This is a genomic window from Flavobacterium sp. SP2, assembly GCF_057626655.1.
On record NZ_JBVHBT010000002.1, the window covers coordinates 297598 to 316465 of the forward strand.

Annotated in this window: 17 protein-coding genes and 1 tRNA gene; 6 read left to right on the forward strand and 12 right to left on the reverse strand. The window is 31.6% G+C overall.

The features are described from left to right. Nucleotides 1-50: 50 nt before the first annotated feature. From ACZ098_RS05795 to ACZ098_RS05805, 3 genes are all read right to left on the reverse strand, one after another. A complete protein-coding gene (locus ACZ098_RS05795) occupies nucleotides 51-1640 on the reverse strand; it encodes a T9SS type A sorting domain-containing protein (RefSeq protein ID WP_487310797.1) in 1590 nt (529 codons plus the stop codon). A gap of 110 nt (nucleotides 1641-1750) precedes the next feature. Then, complete coding sequence (locus tag ACZ098_RS05800; protein WP_487311209.1) at nucleotides 1751-2500, reverse strand: uroporphyrinogen-III synthase; 750 nt, start codon at nucleotides 2498-2500, stop codon at nucleotides 1751-1753. 9 nt (nucleotides 2501-2509) lie between these two features. After that, the gene (locus ACZ098_RS05805) at nucleotides 2510-3181 is read right to left on the reverse strand and encodes a DUF4271 domain-containing protein (protein ID WP_487310798.1); all 672 of its coding nucleotides are present in this window, start codon (nucleotides 3179-3181) and stop codon (nucleotides 2510-2512) included. A 104-nt stretch (nucleotides 3182-3285) separates the two neighbouring features. On the opposite strand from ACZ098_RS05805, the gene ACZ098_RS05810 reads away from it, so the two are divergent. Genes ACZ098_RS05810 through ACZ098_RS05820 form a run of 3 tightly spaced genes read left to right on the forward strand, consistent with a single transcriptional unit; the run spans nucleotide 3286 to nucleotide 5756 of the window. Continuing rightward, a complete protein-coding gene (locus ACZ098_RS05810) occupies nucleotides 3286-4011 on the forward strand; it encodes a polyprenol monophosphomannose synthase (RefSeq protein ID WP_487310799.1) in 726 nt (241 codons plus the stop codon). 12 nt (nucleotides 4012-4023) lie between these two features. Then, a complete protein-coding gene (locus ACZ098_RS05815) occupies nucleotides 4024-5364 on the forward strand; it encodes a dihydroorotase (RefSeq protein ID WP_487310800.1) in 1341 nt (446 codons plus the stop codon). 8 nt (nucleotides 5365-5372) lie between these two features. Next, complete coding sequence (locus ACZ098_RS05820) at nucleotides 5373-5756, forward strand: DUF4296 domain-containing protein (RefSeq protein ID WP_487310801.1); 384 nt, start codon at nucleotides 5373-5375, stop codon at nucleotides 5754-5756. A gap of 3 nt (nucleotides 5757-5759) precedes the next feature. Here the strand turns inward: ACZ098_RS05820 and hemW are convergent, their stop codons facing one another. Then, nucleotides 5760-6893, reverse strand: coding sequence for a radical SAM family heme chaperone HemW (gene hemW / locus ACZ098_RS05825; RefSeq protein WP_487310802.1), 1134 nt, complete (start codon nucleotides 6891-6893; stop codon nucleotides 5760-5762). Between the two features lie 83 nt (nucleotides 6894-6976). Next, on the reverse strand, nucleotides 6977-7528 hold the full coding sequence (gene ruvC / locus ACZ098_RS05830; RefSeq protein WP_487310803.1) for a crossover junction endodeoxyribonuclease RuvC: 552 nt from the start codon (nucleotides 7526-7528) through the stop codon (nucleotides 6977-6979). An 82-nt stretch (nucleotides 7529-7610) separates the two neighbouring features. Here ruvC and ACZ098_RS05835 point away from each other — a divergent pair, with 82 nt between their 5' ends. Together ACZ098_RS05835 and ACZ098_RS05840 are read left to right on the forward strand one after the other, a co-directional pair. After that, the gene (locus ACZ098_RS05835) at nucleotides 7611-8555 is read left to right on the forward strand and encodes a hypothetical protein (protein WP_487310804.1); all 945 of its coding nucleotides are present in this window, start codon (nucleotides 7611-7613) and stop codon (nucleotides 8553-8555) included. A gap of 754 nt (nucleotides 8556-9309) precedes the next feature. After that, nucleotides 9310-10437, forward strand: coding sequence for a glycosyltransferase family 2 protein (locus tag ACZ098_RS05840; RefSeq protein WP_487310805.1), 1128 nt, complete (start codon nucleotides 9310-9312; stop codon nucleotides 10435-10437). Nucleotides 10438-10608: 171 nt separating this feature from the next. Here the strand turns inward: ACZ098_RS05840 and ACZ098_RS05845 are convergent, their stop codons facing one another. Continuing rightward, complete coding sequence (locus tag ACZ098_RS05845; protein WP_487310806.1) at nucleotides 10609-11088, reverse strand: hypothetical protein; 480 nt, start codon at nucleotides 11086-11088, stop codon at nucleotides 10609-10611. 4 nt (nucleotides 11089-11092) lie between these two features. After that, entirely contained in the window at nucleotides 11093-11464 is a 372-nt protein-coding gene (locus ACZ098_RS05850) for a hypothetical protein (RefSeq protein WP_487310807.1), read from the reverse strand. Nucleotides 11465-11496: 32 nt separating this feature from the next. On the opposite strand from ACZ098_RS05850, the gene ACZ098_RS05855 reads away from it, so the two are divergent. Continuing rightward, on the forward strand, nucleotides 11497-11985 hold the full coding sequence (locus ACZ098_RS05855; RefSeq protein ID WP_487310808.1) for a DUF456 domain-containing protein: 489 nt from the start codon (nucleotides 11497-11499) through the stop codon (nucleotides 11983-11985). A gap of 272 nt (nucleotides 11986-12257) precedes the next feature. Here ACZ098_RS05855 and ACZ098_RS05860 read toward each other — a convergent pair. From ACZ098_RS05860 to ACZ098_RS05880, 5 genes are all read right to left on the reverse strand, one after another. Next, nucleotides 12258-12331 (reverse strand) — tRNA-Asp (locus ACZ098_RS05860). Between the two features lie 86 nt (nucleotides 12332-12417). Continuing rightward, on the reverse strand, nucleotides 12418-13344 hold the full coding sequence (locus tag ACZ098_RS05865; RefSeq protein WP_487310809.1) for a DUF58 domain-containing protein: 927 nt from the start codon (nucleotides 13342-13344) through the stop codon (nucleotides 12418-12420). A 111-nt stretch (nucleotides 13345-13455) separates the two neighbouring features. Further along, nucleotides 13456-13773 (reverse strand): thioredoxin, encoded by a 318-nt coding sequence (trxA, locus tag ACZ098_RS05870; protein ID WP_298306296.1) that lies wholly within the window; start codon nucleotides 13771-13773, stop codon nucleotides 13456-13458. 452 nt (nucleotides 13774-14225) lie between these two features. Beyond that, a complete protein-coding gene (locus ACZ098_RS05875) occupies nucleotides 14226-15095 on the reverse strand; it encodes an Abi family protein (protein WP_487310810.1) in 870 nt (289 codons plus the stop codon). Between the two features lie 14 nt (nucleotides 15096-15109). Beyond that, nucleotides 15110-18862 carry a DUF7149 domain-containing protein gene (locus ACZ098_RS05880; protein ID WP_487310811.1) on the reverse strand — a complete coding sequence of 1251 codons (3753 nt, stop codon included), beginning with the start codon at nucleotides 18860-18862 and terminating at the stop codon, nucleotides 15110-15112. Between the last annotated feature and the right edge of the window lie 6 nt (nucleotides 18863-18868).

The following is an 18868-nucleotide window of genomic DNA, read 5'->3' on the forward strand; positions in this document are numbered from 1 at the left end:
TAACCTAACCGAAAAGAGTCACGCTAAATTAGTATGACTCTTTTTTTTGGTTATTCTTTAATAATTTTTACGGATTGGTTATTATTGATAGTTAAAAAATAGATTCCTGCTTCGCCAACTATATTTATTTTAGCATTGTTAATTTGATGAAGAGTAGTTGAATAAATTTCCTGCCCTAAAATATTTTTTAAACTGATTACTGCTTCTTCTTGAAATACACCAAATTCGATATTTAAAATATCATACGTAGGATTAGGATAGTATATAAAATCTTCCAGTTTATTATTTTCCAAAACTGAAAGATTATCAGGAGCAAATTTTACAACCCAACAATCATAAACACCTTTAGGAGCTATTGAAATGTCTCCAGAAATAGGAGATTGCGTTATGCCTGATACGTGATAACCACCATCTGCGGCTTGAACAATAGTATTAAACTCATCTTGATCAGAACCACCTAGTGTTTTTTGCCATGCAATTTCTCCTAGCGCATTTAATTTAACAATCCATCCGTCAACTATACCGTTTATAGCTTCTGTTTTTTCGCCAGAAATTGAGGATAAGGATGAGCCTGCCAAAATTACACCTCCATCGCTGCACAAAGCAGAAGAATATAGAAAATCGGAATTATCGCCACCGATAGTTTTTTGCCAAACAAGTGTTCCTGTTGCGCTTAATTTAAGACACCAAAAATCTTCTAATCCTCTTGAAACTTCGGTCTTATCTCCAGAAATTGAAGAATTGGAATGTCCTGAAATAAAAAATTGGCCATTTGGCAATTCAACCACATCTGCAAATTCTTCAAAACCTGAGCCACCAAGAGTTTTTTGCCACTGAATGACACCCAGCGGATTGATTTTTAATATCCAATAATCGCCAGAACCTTTTGAATTTTCTGTTTTTTCGCCAGAAATGTTAGAATTTGATCTACCGCCTAACAAATAACCACCATCACTGGTGGTAATCATAGCACTAAGTATGTCATTACTAGAACCTCCGTAGGTCTTATCCCATTCTACTACACCACTACTATTAATTTTTACAATCCAATAATCCTGTAAACCTCTACAATTTTCAGTTTTATTACCAAACATGTTGGAGCTAGAATAACCACCAATTAAATACCCGCCGTCTGTTGTAGATAGTGCGGTAGTGGGCACATCATCATCAGTACCGCCAATAGTAGCTTGCCATACAATACCTCCTAATGGATTGGTTTTAACTATCCAAAAATCGGCTGCACCTACAGGATTACTTGTTTTATCGCCAGACAAAGGCGAACTAGACGACCCACATACTAAAAATCCATCGTTATTATTGGACTCTTTGACAAAATAAATTCTGTCGACTTCAAAACCTAACGGACTGGCTCCACCGATTGTTTTGTCCCATTGTATCGTGCCTTCCGAATTGGTTTTAACAAGCCAATAATCATGACTTCCTCTAGAATTTTCGGTTTTATCGCCCGAAATGTTAGAATTCGAACGCATACCGATAATGTAACCCATATCGCTAGTTTGTTGCGATGTATAAGCAAGATTGCTATTACTACCACCGTACCGATTTTGCCAAGAAACCGATGGCGCTTGGCTGTAGCAAAACATAATGCTAAAAAACAGTACTAAAAAATGGATTTTCATGGCTGTGAAAGATATTTCCTTACTTAACAAATGTAAGCGATTATTTTTAAACAAAAAAAATCCCAAACTCTACTAGAATTTGGGATTTTATATTTTAAAAAATCTTGTGTTTATTTTCCTTTATTAGCTTCGGCTACATATTTTTCTAAAGCCATAGTCATGGATGGAGTTTCTGGTGTTGGCGCCAAAATATCAATACGCAATCCGTGGTCCAATGCTTCTTTTTGAGTAGTGCTTCCAAAAACTGCAATTCTTGTATCATTTTGTTTAAAATCTGGAAAGTTTTTAAACAATGATTTTATTCCAGTTGGACTAAAAAACGCTAAAACATCGTAATAAACATCAGCTAAATCAGATAAATCGCTCATTACCGTTTTGTAAAAAGTAGCTGGCGTCCAATTGATTTTTAAATTATTCAACGTGTTTGGAGCATCGGCATTCAATTGATCTGAAGCTGGCAATAAGTATTTTTCGTCTTTGTATTTTTTAAACAACGTACTCATATCAGCAAAATCTTTTTGACCTACATATATTTTACGTTTTCGGTACACCACATATTTCTGTAAATAAAAAGCAATCGCTTCTGATTGGCAAAAATATCTTAAATCTTCTGGAACCTTATAACGCATTTCTTCCGCCACTCTAAAAAAGTGATCGACAGCATTTTTACTAGTTAAAATTATTGCTGTAAAGTTATTAAGGTCAATTTTTTGAGCTCTCACATCTTTGGCACTTACTCCTTCAACATGTATGAATGAGCGAAAATCAACTTTTACCTTGTGCTTTTGTTGTAAATCAAAATAAGGCGAGTTCTCTACTTTTGGCTCTGGCTGTGACACCAAAATCGTTTTCACTTTCAAGTTTGACATTTATGCTCTATTTTTTATAATCAAATAATATATGAAATAATAGGGTGCTATTTCAAAAGCGCAAAGATACAAAATAAAATAAAAGATATTACCTATTATTAAATTTTGATATATCCGCAATGAAATAATGTATGTCAGCACATTTATTATTAATAATATAGCTATTATAGTCAAAATAACAGCATTTATTGAATAATCATTATAAAACAACAATATCGATACTGGAAGCAGCAGCAATCCGATAAACGTTCTGAAACTTACTTTCTGCAAATTGAATCCTTCTATAAGTTCTTCAATACCAAATGTGGTTGCAATAATTTTTTCTAATAAAAACTTAGACAATATAAAAACAGTCAGTAGTGTGAATATTCTAACAAATAATACCCAATCTAATTTTTCACCATAATCAAAATGATGCAATACCAATTGGATGAAAAACGAGAGTGAAATTAAATTAACCACAAACAACAAGATGTTGAACCCGCTCATTAAATGGCTACTATCCTTGTAAATTTTGAGGTATTTATCAGAAACAATCAACCTGATAAAATCATTAAATCGGTTTTCAAAAGCCGATTTTGCCAAAACCACCAAGGCAAAAGCCAACAAAAAAACGACGGTTGCCCAGTCTTTATTTTCAATTAATCGAGGTTGTAGTTCTAGTGCAATCATTGGCGCAAAATTAGTAATTTTTATTTGTTGATTAGTATTATAATATTATTAAGATTATCAAGTTATAAAATCTGTATTTTTGCGACATATTTTTAATAAAACTTATGAACTGCGGCATTGTAATTATTCCTACTTATAACGAAATAGAAAACATAGAAAGTATTGTGAGAGCAACTCTTTCTTTACACAAACCGTTTCATATTCTTATAGTTGACGATAATTCGCCAGATAAAACCGCAGATAAAGTTAGAGAATTACAAAAAGAATATCCCACGCAACTTTTTCTAGAAGTTCGAACCAAGAAAGCCGGACTTGGAACTGCCTATGTACATGGTTTTAAATGGGCATTGGCACGTAATTATGAGTTTATTTTCGAAATGGATGCCGATTTTTCTCACAATCCACACGATTTAGAAAAACTATACGATGCGTGTCATTTTGGTGGTGCCGATATTGCAATTGGATCAAGATATGTAACTGGTGTAAATGTTGTGAACTGGCCTTTAAGTCGTGTTTTATTATCCTATTTCGCATCGGTTTATGTTCGATTAATAACTGGAATGAAAATTATGGATGCCACTGCAGGATTTATTTGCTACAGCAAAAACGTTTTGGAAAGCATCGATTTAGACAAAATAAAATTCATTGGATACGCTTTTCAAATAGAAATGAAATACCGTGTGTATGCCAAAAATTTCAACATACAAGAAGTACCTGTAATATTTACCGACAGAACCAAAGGACAATCTAAAATGAGTGGTTCTATTATTAAAGAAGCAATATTTGGTGTACTTTCCTTACGATTAAAAAAACTGTTTAACAGATTATAAAAAATACAAAATATGAACACCGTCTTAATTCAGAATGCCAAAATTGTAAACGAAGGAATCATTTTTGAAGGTGATGTTTTGATTGAAAATGAATTTATAATCGAAATAGCGGAAAGAATTTCGCCAAAAACACCCAATTGCAAAATTATTGATGCCGAAGGAAATTACTTAATTCCCGGATTGATAGACGACCAAGTGCATTTTCGCGAACCTGGATTGACACACAAAGGCACTATCGAATCGGAATCTAGAGCTGCAGTTGCTGGCGGAATAACATCCTTTATAGAACAACCCAATACCGTACCGAATGCTGTAACACAAGAATTATTAGAAGATAAATACCAAATAGCCGCACAATCTTCCTATGCCAATTATTCTTTTATGATGGGTGGAACCAACGATAATCTAGAAGAAGTTTTAAAAACGAATCCTAAAAATGTTGCTGGAATAAAACTATTTTTGGGCTCTTCCACCGGAAATATGTTGGTCGATAATGAAGCAACTTTAGAGAAAATATTCTCTAGTACCAAAATGCTTATTGCCGTACATTGCGAAGATGAAGCCACAATAAAAGCTAATTTAGAAAAATATAAAGCCGAATTTGGTGAAGATATTCCCGTTACAGCACATCATTTAATTCGAAGTGAAGAAGCCTGTTACCTATCGTCATCAAAAGCTATTGCTTTGGCTAAAAAAACTGGCGCAAGATTGCATGTGTTTCATCTTTCGACCGCAAAAGAAATGGAATTATTTACCAACAAAATTCCGTTAGAAGACAAGATGATTACAGCAGAAGTTTGCGTACACCATCTTTGGTTTACCAACGAAGATTATGCTACTAAAGGAAATTTTATCAAATGGAATCCTGCGGTAAAAACGCAATCGGATAAAGATGCACTTTGGAAAGCACTACTCAATGATACTATTGACGTTATTGCAACCGATCATGCTCCGCATACTTTAGAAGAAAAATCGCAAAAATACCTGAACGCACCTTCTGGCGGACCATTGGTTCAACATGCGTTAGTTGCATTATTTGAAGCACACCATCAAGGAAAAATTTCGGTTGAAAAAATTGTAGAAAAAATGGCGCACAATCCGGCCAAAATTTTCAAAATAGAAAAACGCGGATTTATCAAAGAAGGTTATTATGCCGATTTAGTTATCATAAATCCGGCAAAACCATGGAGTGTAAATAAAGACAACATTCTGTATAAATGCGGTTGGTCTCCTTTTGAAGGAACTAATTTTAAATCCAGAATTTCGCATACTTTTGTAAACGGACAACTGGTATATGAAAACGCAAAAGTTAAAGAAATCAAAGCGGGTAAAAGATTATTGTTTGACAGATAAAAAGAACTATGAAAAAAATAACAGTACTCTTGGTAACACTACTTTTTATAGCAACTAGTTGCAAAGAAGACATTGTCAAAAAGCCTAAAATTCTTGTTGATCGAGAAAAAATGGTCAATATACTTTATGATTTATCGTTGTTAGAAGCCATGAAATCGCAATCTATGGGCGAACAACACAATTATCCTAAACCGATTGCTTTTATCAAATCAAAGTACAAATTAGACAGTATCACTTTTGTTCAGAATACCCAATATTATGCTTCTGACATTAAAAATTACAAAAAAATGTATGACGAAGTTAAAAGTAGAATCGAAAAAGAATCTAAAAAACTAGAAATCGGAACTAATGGTCCAGCAAAACAATTGGATGATGTTGGAATTGTAAAATAAAATCTAGGACAGATTTAGCATAAATAAATCTGCTGCAATTCCGTCGCTTAAAAACGTTCCTTTTTTGGTTGTTCGTAAAATATTTTCGTCAACAAAAAGCAGGTGATCTTCAATATATTTTGCTGCTTGTTGTTTGAGATAATCTAAATAAAATTTACCAAATTCGGTTTCAATTCGGTCTAAAGAAATTCCCCAAATGGTTCTCAAACCAGTCATTACATATTCGTTATACCGATCGGTTTTTGATAAAATTTCGATTTCTGATGGCAGTTTGTTTTCAGATATTGATTTCAAATACAGTGCATTATTTGATACATTCCAACCGCGTTTTTCGCCATCATAACTGTGTGCCGAAGGTCCAATTCCGATGTATTTTTTTCCTAACCAGTAACTCGAATTGTTTTTAGAGAAATAATTCTCCTTTCCGAAATTGGATAATTCATAATGAATAAAGCCATTTTCGGATAGTTTATCGACTAAAATCTGAAAATGTTCTTGAGCCACTTCATCATCAGGTTGCGGAATAATTCCTTTTTGGATAAACGAATGCAAAGCAGTTTTGGGTTCGACCGTCAAAGCATAACTAGAAATGTGTGGAATATTGAATGACAAAGCAGTTTCGATATTCTGAAGCCATTTTTCATTGCTCAGTCCTGGAATTCCGTAAATTAAATCGACTGAAATATTATCAAAATAGTGTGTCGCTATTTCAAGACATTTTTTAGCTTCTTCGGAATTATGAGCGCGATTCATCAGCTGCAAATCATCTTCAAAAAACGATTGAATTCCGATAGATAGTCGATTAATTCCAATAGCTTTAAGTTCAATCAGATACTCTTCTGACAAATCATCTGGATTAGCTTCAAGTGTGATTTCAGGATTTTCTGATACCTTGTAGTTTTTATAAATCGAATCAATCTGCAATCTCAAATCTGCAATCTGCAATCTGCTTGGCGTTCCTCCACCAAAATAAATGGTTTCTACAACTTCGTCTTGAAACTCACTTTTACGCATTTCAATTTCTTTAGTCAATGCCAAAACCATCTCGTCTTTCTTCTTCAATGAAGTCGAAAAATGAAAGTCGCAATAGTGACACGCTTGCTTGCAAAATGGAATGTGAATGTAAATTCCTGACATTTAAATTTGAAAATTTATTAATTTGAAAATTTGAAAATTATTGTGCTTCAATGAAATCATTTTCAAATTGGCACATTTTCAAATTATCTAATTCTTCCTTCATTTTCCTTAACAAAAGCATCCCAACCGGAATAACTTTTTTCACCAACCACTTTTCCAGAGTTGAAGAAATGGCAAACTGCTGCTGCCAATCCATCGGTTGAATCGAGGTTTTTTGGTAATGTTTTTAGTTCCAGAAGTTGTTGTAGCATTTTGGCAACCTGCTCTTTACTGGCATTTCCGTTTCCGGTAATTGCCATTTTTATTTTTTTGGGTTCGTATTCGGTAATTGGAATGTCTCTTGAAAGTCCGGCTGCCATTGCAACGCCTTGCGCTCTTCCTAACTTCAACATGGATTGCACGTTTTTACCAAAAAATGGTGCTTCGATGGCAATTTCGTCTGGATTGTGTGTATCAATCAACTCAATTGTACGCTCAAAAATGACTTTTAATTTCTGATAATGGTTGTCGTATTTGCTCAATATCAACTCGTTCAACTGCAGAAATTCCATTTTCTTGTTGACTACTTTTATCAATCCAAAACCCATAATGGTTGTTCCTGGGTCGATTCCTAAAATTATTCTTTCGTTTGCCATTTTCAGTTGTCAGTGTTCAGTTGACAGTTATCAGTTGCCCAAAGTGAGAATTATTCACTTCCAAAATAGTACATTTGTACCAATGATTACAATTCCTCACAAAGCTAAACAATTCTTGGTTTTTTCAGTCAAACTTTTGATTGTTGTTGGTGCATTTTATTTTATTTACAACCAACTTGCTTCCAATGACAAATTGGATTGGGATAAATTTCTTATTTTATTTCATAAAAATCAATCATTTGCTGGAATTTCGTTCATTCTATTTTTTAGTTTTTTGAATCGTTTTTTTGAAATTCTGAAATGGCAAAATTTGGCGCAAGTTGTAAAACCTATTTCTGTAAATGAAGCGACGAAACAAGTTCTTGCCGCTTTGACTTTGGGCGTTTTTACTCCGGTTGGCGTTGGTGAATATGCCGGAAAAGCATTATACTTCGACAAAAAAAATACTAAAAAAATTATTTTTCTGAATCTCATTTGTAATGGCGTTCAAATTGTTGCCACTGGAATTTTTGGTATTCTTGGAATGATGATTTTAGGTTATTGGCTTTGGAGTTTTGCAATAATAGCTTTTACAATTATATTTTTTCTGTTTTCTTATTTCACAAAAAAAATCAAAATCAAAGGTTATTCTACTGAAGATTTACTTGATAAAATCAATGAAATTCCGAATAAAATTCATCGTAAGAATTTGATTTTGGGATTTTGTCGTTACTTGGTTTTCTCGCACCAATACTATTTTCTGTTTTTGGCATTTGATGTAGATTTGCCCTATTTTACTTTAATGGCAACGATTACGACCGTTTATTTTTTAGCTTCAATTGTTCCGAGTTTTCAGTTTTTAGACTTTGCTCTGAAAGGAAGTTTGGCCATTTATTTCTTTGGATTACTCGGTGTTAACGAATGGATTGTGGTTTTTGTAACAATGTTGATGTGGTTTTTAAATGTGGTTTTGCCAGTAGTATTTGGAAGTTATTATGTTATGATTTTTAAGGTTTTACCTCAAAAAGGCGAAATTTTAAACCATTAAGGAAATTAAGTTCATTAAGATTTATGTTTCTGAGTTGTTTTAATTTAAAAAAATAATTAGCTTTCTATTGGTTTCTCGCAAAGGCGCGAAGTCGCTAAGATTTTAAACCATTAAGGAAATTAAGTTCGTTAAAATTTATGTCTGTGAGTTGTTTTAATTTAAAAAAATAATTAGTTTTCTGTTGGATTCTTGCAAAGGCGCGAAGTCGCTAAGATTTTTAACCATTAAGAAAATTAAGTTCATTAAGATTTATGTTTCTGAGTTGTTTTAAATTTCAAAGATTAATTAGTTTTCTATTGGATTCTCGCAAAGGCGCGAAGTCGCTAAGATTTTAAACCATTAAGGAAATTAAGTTCGTTAAAATTTATGTTTCTGAGTTGTTTTAAATTACAAAGATTAATTAGTTTTCTATTGGATTCTCGCAAAGGCGCGAAGTCGCTAAGATTTTAAACCATTAAGGAAATTAAGTTCGTTTAAATTTATGTTTGTGAGTTGTTTTAATTTAAAAAAATAATTAGTTTTCTATTGGTTTCTCGCAAAGGCGCGAAGTCGCTAAGATTTTAAACCATTAAGGAAATTAAGTTCATTAAGATTTATGTTTGTGAGTTGTTTTAATTTAAAAAAAATAATTAGTTTTCTACTGGTTTCTCGCAAAGATTTTAAATCATTAAGAAATTATGTTGCATAAAGAATACTATTTGTGAAATCTCTTTAATTTGTGTAAATTAGTGAAATTCGTGTAAAATTTTTATATATGTTTGAAATTATATTGTTCGTTGTTTTAGGAATTTATGTTGTGTTTATTTTACAACTTATTTTAGGTTTTGATAAAGTAAAAACATTTGTTAGAACCGATGAAAAACCCAAAACAACCTTCTCGATAGTAGTTCCGTTTCGGAATGAAGAAAAGAATTTACCGAAACTATTAAAATCGATTTCTAACCTAAATTATCCCAAAGAACTTTTTGAAATCATACTGGTAGATGATTTTTCTACTGATGCTTCAGAACGCATTTATATTAAATGGCGCATGGAAAATGGCTTGATTGAAACAACGCTTTTAGAAAACTTACGCTTGTCCAATTCACCCAAAAAAGATGCAATTTCAAGAGCAATCCCAATCTTGAAACACGAGTGGGTTGTAACTACCGATGCCGATTGTGTAGTACATAAAAACTGGTTGCTAACTTTAGACAATTTTATTCAAAAAAATAATGCCGAAATGCTTGTTGGCGCTGTAGTGTATAAGACTAAAAACAACTGGTTTCATCAGTTTCAGCAATTGGATTTATTGAGTTTGCAAGGAACTACGATTGGAAGTTTTGGCATTGGTAAACCATTTATGTGCAACGGCGCAAATTTTGCTTACACCAAAAAACTTTTTAATGAAATTCGAGGTTTTGGCGGCAACAACAAAATGGCGAGTGGCGATGATGTTTTTTTATTACAAAAAGCATTGAAAAATCATTCGGATAAAGTGCATTATGTAAAAAATACTGAGGCCATTGTAAAAACAAAACCCGAAAATGATTTGTACAAATTGTTCATGCAACGCGTTCGTTGGGCAAGTAAAACAACTGGATATTCTGGATATTATTCTAAAAGTTTGGCGGTTGTGGTTTTGACTATGAATGCTTTACTTGTTACAAGTTTGGCCTTACTTGTTGCTGGTTTTTTAAAGTGGGAAACATTCCTAATCGTTTTTTGGAATAAATATTTAATTGACTATCTATTACTTTTACGTTCGAATCAATACTTAAGAAAAAACAAATTTATTTTTCCTTTGGCTAGTAGTTTGGTTTATCCTTTCTTTTGTAGTTTAGTTGGTATTTATTCTTTGTTTGGCAGTTTTTCTTGGAAAGGTAGAAGTTTTAAGAAATAGTTTTGTTGAAAACGTTTGCCCTAGCCCAGATGGAAATGGAAAGCTTTTTTTTGAAAAAATATAATTTTTCTTGATGAAAAAAAGCGACCAACGGAAGCTCTTTTTTTATCTTAGAAAAACTTATTTTTTAATAAAAACTTGTAATGGATAGCTGGAATGAGCTTCTAAAAATTACTCTTCTGTTTTAATTATTACGGGTAGAATAAATTGAGTTTTTACAGGAATCCCGCGCTTTATGGCTGGATTTACTTTTGGGAAATCCATTAGTTTTTCACTAAGAATACTATCTATTTTAACTTTATCGTAAGCCACACTATCTTTAGGAAATTGGGGTTCAAATTGTAAGGTTGCATCGGCATTTACAGTGACTTTGACCTCTATGGTGTCTAATTTTGGAAAAAGAATTTTTAACGTATCGACACTTAATTTTTGTTGAATTGTACTTGCCATAAACTCAAAAAAACATTGCTTACGTAACGCAGCATCGGTTAGTTTTTCGCAATCGTCAATCGATGGGTATTCGTCGACTTCTTTCCAATTAATTTCATTTAATTTCTCATTTAGCAATTCTTTTTCTGTCGGCACTTTCTTTTCGAAATACTGACATGAAGACAATGCTACTAAACATAGTAATGCTAAAAACTTTTTCAATGTATTATTTTTTCGAATTTAAGTAATCAGAGTAACTTCGGTTAAACCACTCTTGCTTTGTTTGCTCTGATTCAGCTTTTCGATCTTTGTACAAAAGACCTAATTTTTCAGAATAAATTGCAATTTTTATCGTGTAGGTATAAAACTCCTCTTTGGTTAATGTAATTTTTGGATTGTTTTGTTTGTCAAAAAATTCCAAAAACAAATTATCAAAATCCCTTCTATTAAAGGCTAAAACCTCATTTCTATATTTGGTATACAATACTTTTTTGGTTTCAATATCTGGATCATTTATCATTTTTTCTTGTGCAAAAATTGATGTATCAAGACAAAAAAACAAAAAACTAAAGAATGCTATTTGGATTATTTTTCTCATATTTAGACTTCAAAAATACTAAAAATAAATTTATGGATGTTATATTGGTTTTACTAGGGTTTATTTGCTGTGTTGGAGGAATATTTGGAAGTTTTTTACCTGCAATTCCAGGGACTCCACTAAGTTGGATTGGCTTATTACTACTATATTTAACTGATTTTGTCGAAACTAATTATTGGGTTTTAGGAATAACATTGCTACTTACCATTATGGTTTCAATTCTTGACTATACAATTCCTGCACAAGGTACAAAGAAATTTGGCGGCACTAAATACGGTGTTTGGGGAACCAATATTGGATTGATTATTGGATTGTTTTTTCCTCCGATAGGTTTTATAATTGGATTGTTTGTGGGCGCATTCATTGGCGAATTAATAAATAATTCTCATGATAAAAAAGACGCTATAAAAGCTGCTTTTGGAGCATTTTTAGGTTTTCTAGTTTCCAGCTTTATGAAATTCATGATGTGTTTGTGCTTTTTAATTCTCTTTATTTGGATTACAATCACCAATTACGTGTAAGCGCCACCTGTTTTAAAAAGGCTTTCTATTTCTTTAGAAAAATAGCATAATACGGTGAAATTGATTAAAAAACAAAAAAGCCATCCACATAAGTGGAAAGCTTTTCATTGGTCTAACTACTAAACCGTGATACGCTTTACAAAGGCGTATCGAAAACAACACAACTATTTTGAATGATTTGCAAAACATTTAACGTTTGTTTACAAATGCATTTCGATTGCTTTTTTGGGCAAAAAAGCACCTCATTTCTGAAGTGCTTTTTCCCAATTTAGCGGTCTGGACGGGACTCGAACCCGCGACCCCATGCGTGACAGGCATGTATTCTAACCAACTGAACTACCAAACCATCGCTTTATTGCGGTTGCAAATATACAACCGTTTTTGGTTTACACAAGTGTTTTTTTATTTTTTTTTAAAAAAATTTCAGCAAAATCAACCAAAGTTTTGTTTTTCAACCAAGTAAGTAGTAAGAATTTTTTCAAAATTTGCACCAACATTTACTGGAACATACTTTATTTTGTTTTGAGCACAGGTTAACGAAAGCTTTTTAAAGTACTCTGAAACCTTTTTCTCATATTCTTCTTTTACATTTTCGGCAAAAAGATTGACTATTTCACCCGATTCTACATCGATAAACTTTCTTGGAGCGCTATCAAAATCGAAATTGAGCTCTCTTTTTTCATCAATAACATGAAACACCACTACTTTATGCTTGTTGTGTTTTAGATGCTGTAAGGCGTTAAAAAGTGCTTCTTGATTGCCTTCTTGAAACAGATCTGTAAATAGAACAATCATCGAACGACGGTGGACCTTCTCGGCTATTTGATGAAGAAAAGTTATAGTATCGGTGTTTTTAACCTCTTTCGGGTTTTCAAGTAAATTTTCCAATTGATTTAAAAGCATTCTGTGGTGCCTGTCGCTTCCTTTTTCGGGCGCATAAAATTCATAGTGATCAGAATAAATACTTAAGCCAACGGCATCGCGCTGTTTTTTTAATAAATTCATTAATACTGCTGACGCCAAAACAGAAAATCCAACTTTGCTCTCATAAAACGAATCGCCGGTGCTAAGTTTTGGAAAGTGCATGGATGAGGAATTATCAATAATCAAATGACAACGCAGGTTGGTTTCTTCTTCGAAACGTTTGGTATATAAACGATCTGTTTTAGCAAATAACTTCCAATCGATGTGCTTGGTGCTTTCACCAGAATTATATGTTTTATGTTCGGCAAACTCGGCTGAAAATCCGTGAAATGGAGATTTGTGCATTCCTGAAATAAACCCTTCAACTACTTGGTTTGCTAAAAGTTCTAGGTGCTTGAAACCCGATATGATTTCTTTTTGTTCTTCTATCTTCATAACCCAAAGATAATTTGAATATTTGATAATGAGTTCATTTGGACTTTTTTTTAACAATCAAAAAAAAGGTTCAACTTTCGCTGAACCTTTTTAGTCTATATTATTTTAGTATTACAACAATGCGTCAACTGCATCGGTATAAGTTTTCTTTGGTGCTACGCCTACCTGACGTCCAACAACTTCTCCATTTTGGAAAATTAATACCGTTGGAATGTTTCTTACGCCATATTTTGCTGCAAATTCTTGATTGGCGTCAACGTCAACTTTACCAACTGTTGCTTTTCCTTCATATTCTGTTGCGATTTCGTCAATAACTGGTCCAACCATTCTACATGGTCCGCACCAAGCTGCCCAAAAATCTACTACTACTGGTTTGTCTGATTTCAATACTACTTCGTCAAAAGTTGCATCTGTTATTGCTAATGCCATATTTTCTATTTTTAGAATTGTTTAATTTTTATTGTACAAAATTAGCAATTATTTCCTTAAGACAATGTTAATTGAGAATTGCTTTTAATTATGAGTGTATTTGTGTAATTGATTACTAATTCAACTTGAAATTGACTTGAAGTTTTTCCAGATCGGCTAAAAGATTTTTAGAAATAGCTACTTTTAATCTCCTACTCGACATTTCTAAGGTGGTAACTTTCTTCATTACTTATATATCTTTTGGTGTTAAGTCTTATAATTTATAACCTAAGTTATCAATATTATTTTCTAAATTGCCAGAATCGGCTTTTGCTTTTCTTTTTTTAGTTCGCGATTGAAAAAAAAAAAACCCAGAGCAAAATTGTCTGGGTTAATTTTCTTATTTTATAGTGCTCATTTATAGCAGCTTGTATAGTAGTGCACTTAACAGAGTACAAAAGTAATAAAAAAAATTACATATCAAACTTAATTTTAGAATTTATTATATTTTTAACCAAATCATTTTCTGAGGCAGTTGCTAATAATTTTTTTACTTCTTCCTCCAAATCGTTAGCTCTATTTTTAGAAACTTTACTCAATATGTAGAGAAGCAATCGTAATGAGGCGTTTAGATTGGATGTGTTTCCTGTATTAATTCTATATTTCAAATTCGGAATTCTTTTTATACCTATTGGTTGATTATAATCAAAAAGTACGCCATTATGTGAACAAATGTTTCTAATATTTATTATTGAAATAAAATAATTATTCAATAAAGATACATCCCGAAAACCATAAACTCCTGAAATTTGTTTTTTTAATTCTTCATTTTTGAGATTAGAAAAGAACTTGAAAGTTTGTCCAAATGTTAAAAATTCAAACACCTTCCAAGCTGGTGCATAATCGCATGGATAGTTTATATGATGCTTTACTAAGTTTTTGTTTTTTGTTTTTAAATTAAAATAGATTGTATTAAATTCTTTAAAAATTGAACTATCAACTATTTTAGAATCGACGTACCAAGCGTTGTTATCACTATAATGATTGGATGCATAGTACAAAAGTTGTGTGCGAAAATGAACTTCAATTCTGTAAATATATCTCAAAAGCAACATCTTCATATCAAAATCAAAGTAATAGAGCTTGATGATGTCGTTAAAATTTATATTTGATGTAAATTGATGACTTTTTTTATCTTGAAAATAGTAGGAATAAAAACCAAGCCGATAATAACCAATATCAAGCAATGTTTCTTTAATTTTTTCTACATCACAATCAAACACCATTCCTCTACTTTCTAGAAGTGCTATTTGCTCTTCGACCGTTGTGGCTTTATTTCCCATTTATACTGTTATTTTTAACTCGCTTTTACAATTTCAACTTCGTCCGGTGTTAAGTCATACAATTTATAAACCAACTCATCTATTGCGCTTTCTAAATCGCTAGTATCGGCTTTTGGATTTTCTTTTTTTAGCGTTAGGATTTGATCGACTATCGAAACAAATTCTGATTGATTTTCTGCTTTTTTAACACGAAGTTGACCAACTGGACCAGGATAATATTCGTATCTATAATCCATTAATTTACCATAACTTTTAAAATAAAAATCTAACAATTTAGAATTTAACAACGCCATAACAAACTTTAAATCATACTCTTCTTTATAAGCAGTTTTTAAAACTACAATAGTTGTATCTGCGCTTGAATAATATTTATTGGTATCTAATGCAAAAGTGTTTTGTGAAGCTTTATATCTGCAAATTAGTTTGTCACTATCAAAAAGTTGGCTTTCTCTGTATCTATGCAAATCATACCAACGATAATTTCCTAATTTTACTTCTGTTCTATTTTCTAATCTTTCTTTGAAAGGTTTGAAATGTTCAACAAATTTTGGAAATTTGGTAATATCAGAAATATTATTTGGATATATTAAACTCCTCTCTTCTCTTATTTCAAAATAGAATTTAAAAATATCTCCAACTTTTAACCAAGGTTTTATGTTATTTTTTGGAATATCTAAATTTTCATCGCTTTGAATTATGAATGCTTTATCATATCCAGTTAAAATCCCTTGTTTACAATCTGCAATATCATCTAACAGAACGGTATTGGTTTTTATTTTTTTATAAACACTAAGTTCACTTTCATTACCAAAAACCCATTTATCATCGTGTTTAATATCTTCATTATTGATATTAACAGTTGTAAATTCTTCAATTGCTACAGTTGTAATTTTTTTACTGTCAATATATTTTAAAGTAAATTTATGTTCGTCTGTTGGTTTAGTTTTTGCGATTGATGCAATAGAAGTTTTTACACCAACACCATCAAATATAGTCACGTTTTTAAAATCTATAATTTCAAGTATAGAACTATTGTTAGCAATTGAACTTCTTAATTTTTTTCCAAACTCAGCTTCAACCCAATAACGAGAAGTTATGTAACTCATTATTCCGTTTGGTTTTAAAGCTCTTAATCCTTGTTCGAAAAAGTAATAATAAATATCTGCTTTTCCATCAAAAATAGTTTTAAAATCTTCTTTAAAAACGTTCCTATCTTCTTGTGAATACATTTTAAAATTCAAATACGGTGGATTTCCAATCACCACATCAAAACCGACAAAACCACCTTTATCATCCAATACTTCTGGAAATTCAAACCGCCACTCGAAGGCATCTTTATAAACTGGGTTGTCTTTTAGGGTTTGTATTTCTACTTGTTTGTCGTTTATTTCTTTTTCAAGTTTTTCTTTTGCTTTGGCTTGTTTTTCTGTTAATTCACTAGTAAAAAACTGATGCGTTTGGTATTTATCATAAAATTCACCGTTAAGTTTTCGTAATTCGTTTAGTAACTTGGTAACGCGTAAATCTGCCAATTTAAATTCGTCTTTAAAGAGTTGTAAATTCTTTTTCAATATATCTTTGGCTTTCTTATCGTTCGTGTCTTTATAAATACTTACCCATTTTTTATAATCGGTTAGTTTTTTCTGAAAACCACTTATACGCTCAAACACATTGTCTTTTACAGCAAATTTAGAAATAAGAGAGTTTCCAGTTTTTATATTAATATCGATATTAGGTAAAGTGTGCAACTCTTTGTAATTGCTTTCTTTGGTATAATAAGCATTTTTTAATAACTCAATCCACAAACGCAATTGGCAAATCATCACGGATTTTGGGTTGATATCTACACCAAAAAGGCAATTTTCAATAATGATTTGCTTCTCGGTAAACAAGCAATCTTGCAATTCTTGCAAATCGGGAATAACGTTGTTGTTTTGGTTTAAGGTGTATTCAAACAGTTTGTCGGTTTCTTGGTTTTGAATAATTAATTCGTCGTTGTCTAACGTAATTGTGTAGCCTAAAACGCGGTTTCCGTTGGCATACGAAAGAACTTGCAAATCACTTTTTATAGCAATAATTTCGTTAAGTGCAGAAACCAAAAAGTGCCCTGAACCAACTGCAGGATCTACAATTTTTATATCGTTTATTAGTTTGTTGGCTTCTAATCGTTGCGCTTTGTTGGTATAATCTATTTTATCTTTTAGTTCTTCATAATCGTTAATGTCTTTACAATAAGGAAAACTGGTTTTAAATTTTTCTACAACAGCTTTTCTTATGGTTTCACGACACATATACATCGTAATGAAACCTGGCGTAAAGAAAGAACCGTCTTTATAACCATTAATTTTCTCAAAAATTAATCCAAGAACCGATGCGTTGATTATGGATTTATTTTCTTCTTGAATTTTGGCATTGCTTTCACTAGCAAAATTGTAGGCATCCAAAAAATCTAGAAGATAGTTTAAACTGGTTTTAGGTTTTATTATTTCTTTTGTTCCTTTCTTTAAAATCGATTTTTTATAAACTGCAAATTCTAATCGATCTTTTAAATTACTTAATGCTAAAGCATTTTTTTCTAAATCGGTCATTTCAAATAATGAACTGTTTAGATACGGAATGTCCTTGTATTTTAAAGCAATTGATGGATTTCTATCGGCTACTTTTTCAGCTAAAACCTCAAAAAATAATTCTTCTAATTCGTCAAAATCTTTAATTTTGGAATACGATAAAAAAGAATAATTTTCTTTATCTCCTCGATGGTATTTTATTAATTGAGATTCTAAAAGTTTAAGAAATAAAATTCTGTTCAGCCAAGTAATGCACAATTCTAAAGCAACTTCGTAGTATTGATTTTCGGTTTCTTCGTTGTTTTCATAACCAAAATATTTCTTGGTTTTAAGTTTAGAAATCGTGTTTTCTATAAGCGAACCTTCGTTTCGCTCAGCTGCATTTATTCTACGAATGGTTTTTTTAGCAGTGTCTTTGCTTTCTTCTAGCCCAATTATGTAAAGTAATTCATTATAGAAATCAGTATTTAAAGAATTACTGTCGTTGGCAAATTTTTTATTTAATAAATGTTCGGGCGAAAGAATTTTGTATAAATCAATTAAATCATCATCGTCTTTTTTATTATCATTGGTAATTTTCTTCTCGTAGTCTTTTAAGTTAAAATACGTACATGGAACTTCTTCGTCAATGGTAGCAAGATATTTAGCCGCAATTGTATCATAAAAATATTTAGTATCGTGACCAGAAGTTTTGTAAGCTAAATACTCTTTTTTAAGTTTAGAATTTCTAAAAATATTTTTTTCAAACCAAACGCCATCAAAAATAAACCATTCATAAATATTAGTTACAACAAGATTTGTAATTTTATGATTTTCATTATCAACAGTTTGACGTAAATAATAAAGAACTACTTCTTGCAATGCTTTTACATTGGCATTTTCTGCCGAAACCATGTCACGCTTTTCGGTTGGCTTTTTAAATTCTAATAAAACTCCAACATCATCAGTCGTGGTGTTTCCCAAACGAATTACTAAATCTTCTTTCTTATTGACATTTACAAGATATTTATCTTTACAATACACGTTTTTAAACAAGTCGGCAATGATATTTTTATGATATTCTTCGTCTTGCTTTTCATCAATATGATTAAAAGTATTTTGCAATTCCTTTTTAAAAAGTTCAATTTGTTCACGAGTAAGTGATTGCTTGTAATAAGCTTTGCTTAGACTTTTAGAAGGTTTTATTTTTAGTAGTTTCATTTAGTA

Bases quoted from the DNA above. Each gene is read 5' to 3' on its own strand.
- ACZ098_RS05795 (WP_487310797.1), bottom strand. From the start codon at position 1,640: ATGAAAATCCATTTTTTAGTACTGTTTTTTAGCATTATGTTTTGCTAC.
- ACZ098_RS05805 (WP_487310798.1), bottom strand. From the start codon at position 3,181: ATGATTGCACTAGAACTACAACCTCGATTAATTGAAAATAAAGACTGG.
- ACZ098_RS05810 (WP_487310799.1), top strand. From the start codon at position 3,286: ATGAACTGCGGCATTGTAATTATTCCTACTTATAACGAAATAGAAAAC.
- ACZ098_RS05815 (WP_487310800.1), top strand. From the start codon at position 4,024: ATGAACACCGTCTTAATTCAGAATGCCAAAATTGTAAACGAAGGAATC.
- ACZ098_RS05820 (WP_487310801.1), top strand. From the start codon at position 5,373: ATGAAAAAAATAACAGTACTCTTGGTAACACTACTTTTTATAGCAACT.
- hemW (WP_487310802.1), bottom strand. From the start codon at position 6,893: ATGTCAGGAATTTACATTCACATTCCATTTTGCAAGCAAGCGTGTCAC.
- ruvC (WP_487310803.1), bottom strand. From the start codon at position 7,528: ATGGCAAACGAAAGAATAATTTTAGGAATCGACCCAGGAACAACCATT.
- ACZ098_RS05835 (WP_487310804.1), top strand. From the start codon at position 7,611: ATGATTACAATTCCTCACAAAGCTAAACAATTCTTGGTTTTTTCAGTC.
- ACZ098_RS05840 (WP_487310805.1), top strand. From the start codon at position 9,310: ATGTTTGAAATTATATTGTTCGTTGTTTTAGGAATTTATGTTGTGTTT.
- ACZ098_RS05850 (WP_487310807.1), bottom strand. From the start codon at position 11,464: ATGAGAAAAATAATCCAAATAGCATTCTTTAGTTTTTTGTTTTTTTGT.
- ACZ098_RS05855 (WP_487310808.1), top strand. From the start codon at position 11,497: ATGGATGTTATATTGGTTTTACTAGGGTTTATTTGCTGTGTTGGAGGA.
- ACZ098_RS05865 (WP_487310809.1), bottom strand. From the start codon at position 13,344: ATGAAGATAGAAGAACAAAAAGAAATCATATCGGGTTTCAAGCACCTA.
- trxA (WP_298306296.1), bottom strand. From the start codon at position 13,773: ATGGCATTAGCAATAACAGATGCAACTTTTGACGAAGTAGTATTGAAA.
- ACZ098_RS05875 (WP_487310810.1), bottom strand. From the start codon at position 15,095: ATGGGAAATAAAGCCACAACGGTCGAAGAGCAAATAGCACTTCTAGAA.
- ACZ098_RS05880 (WP_487310811.1), bottom strand. From the start codon at position 18,862: ATGAAACTACTAAAAATAAAACCTTCTAAAAGTCTAAGCAAAGCTTAT.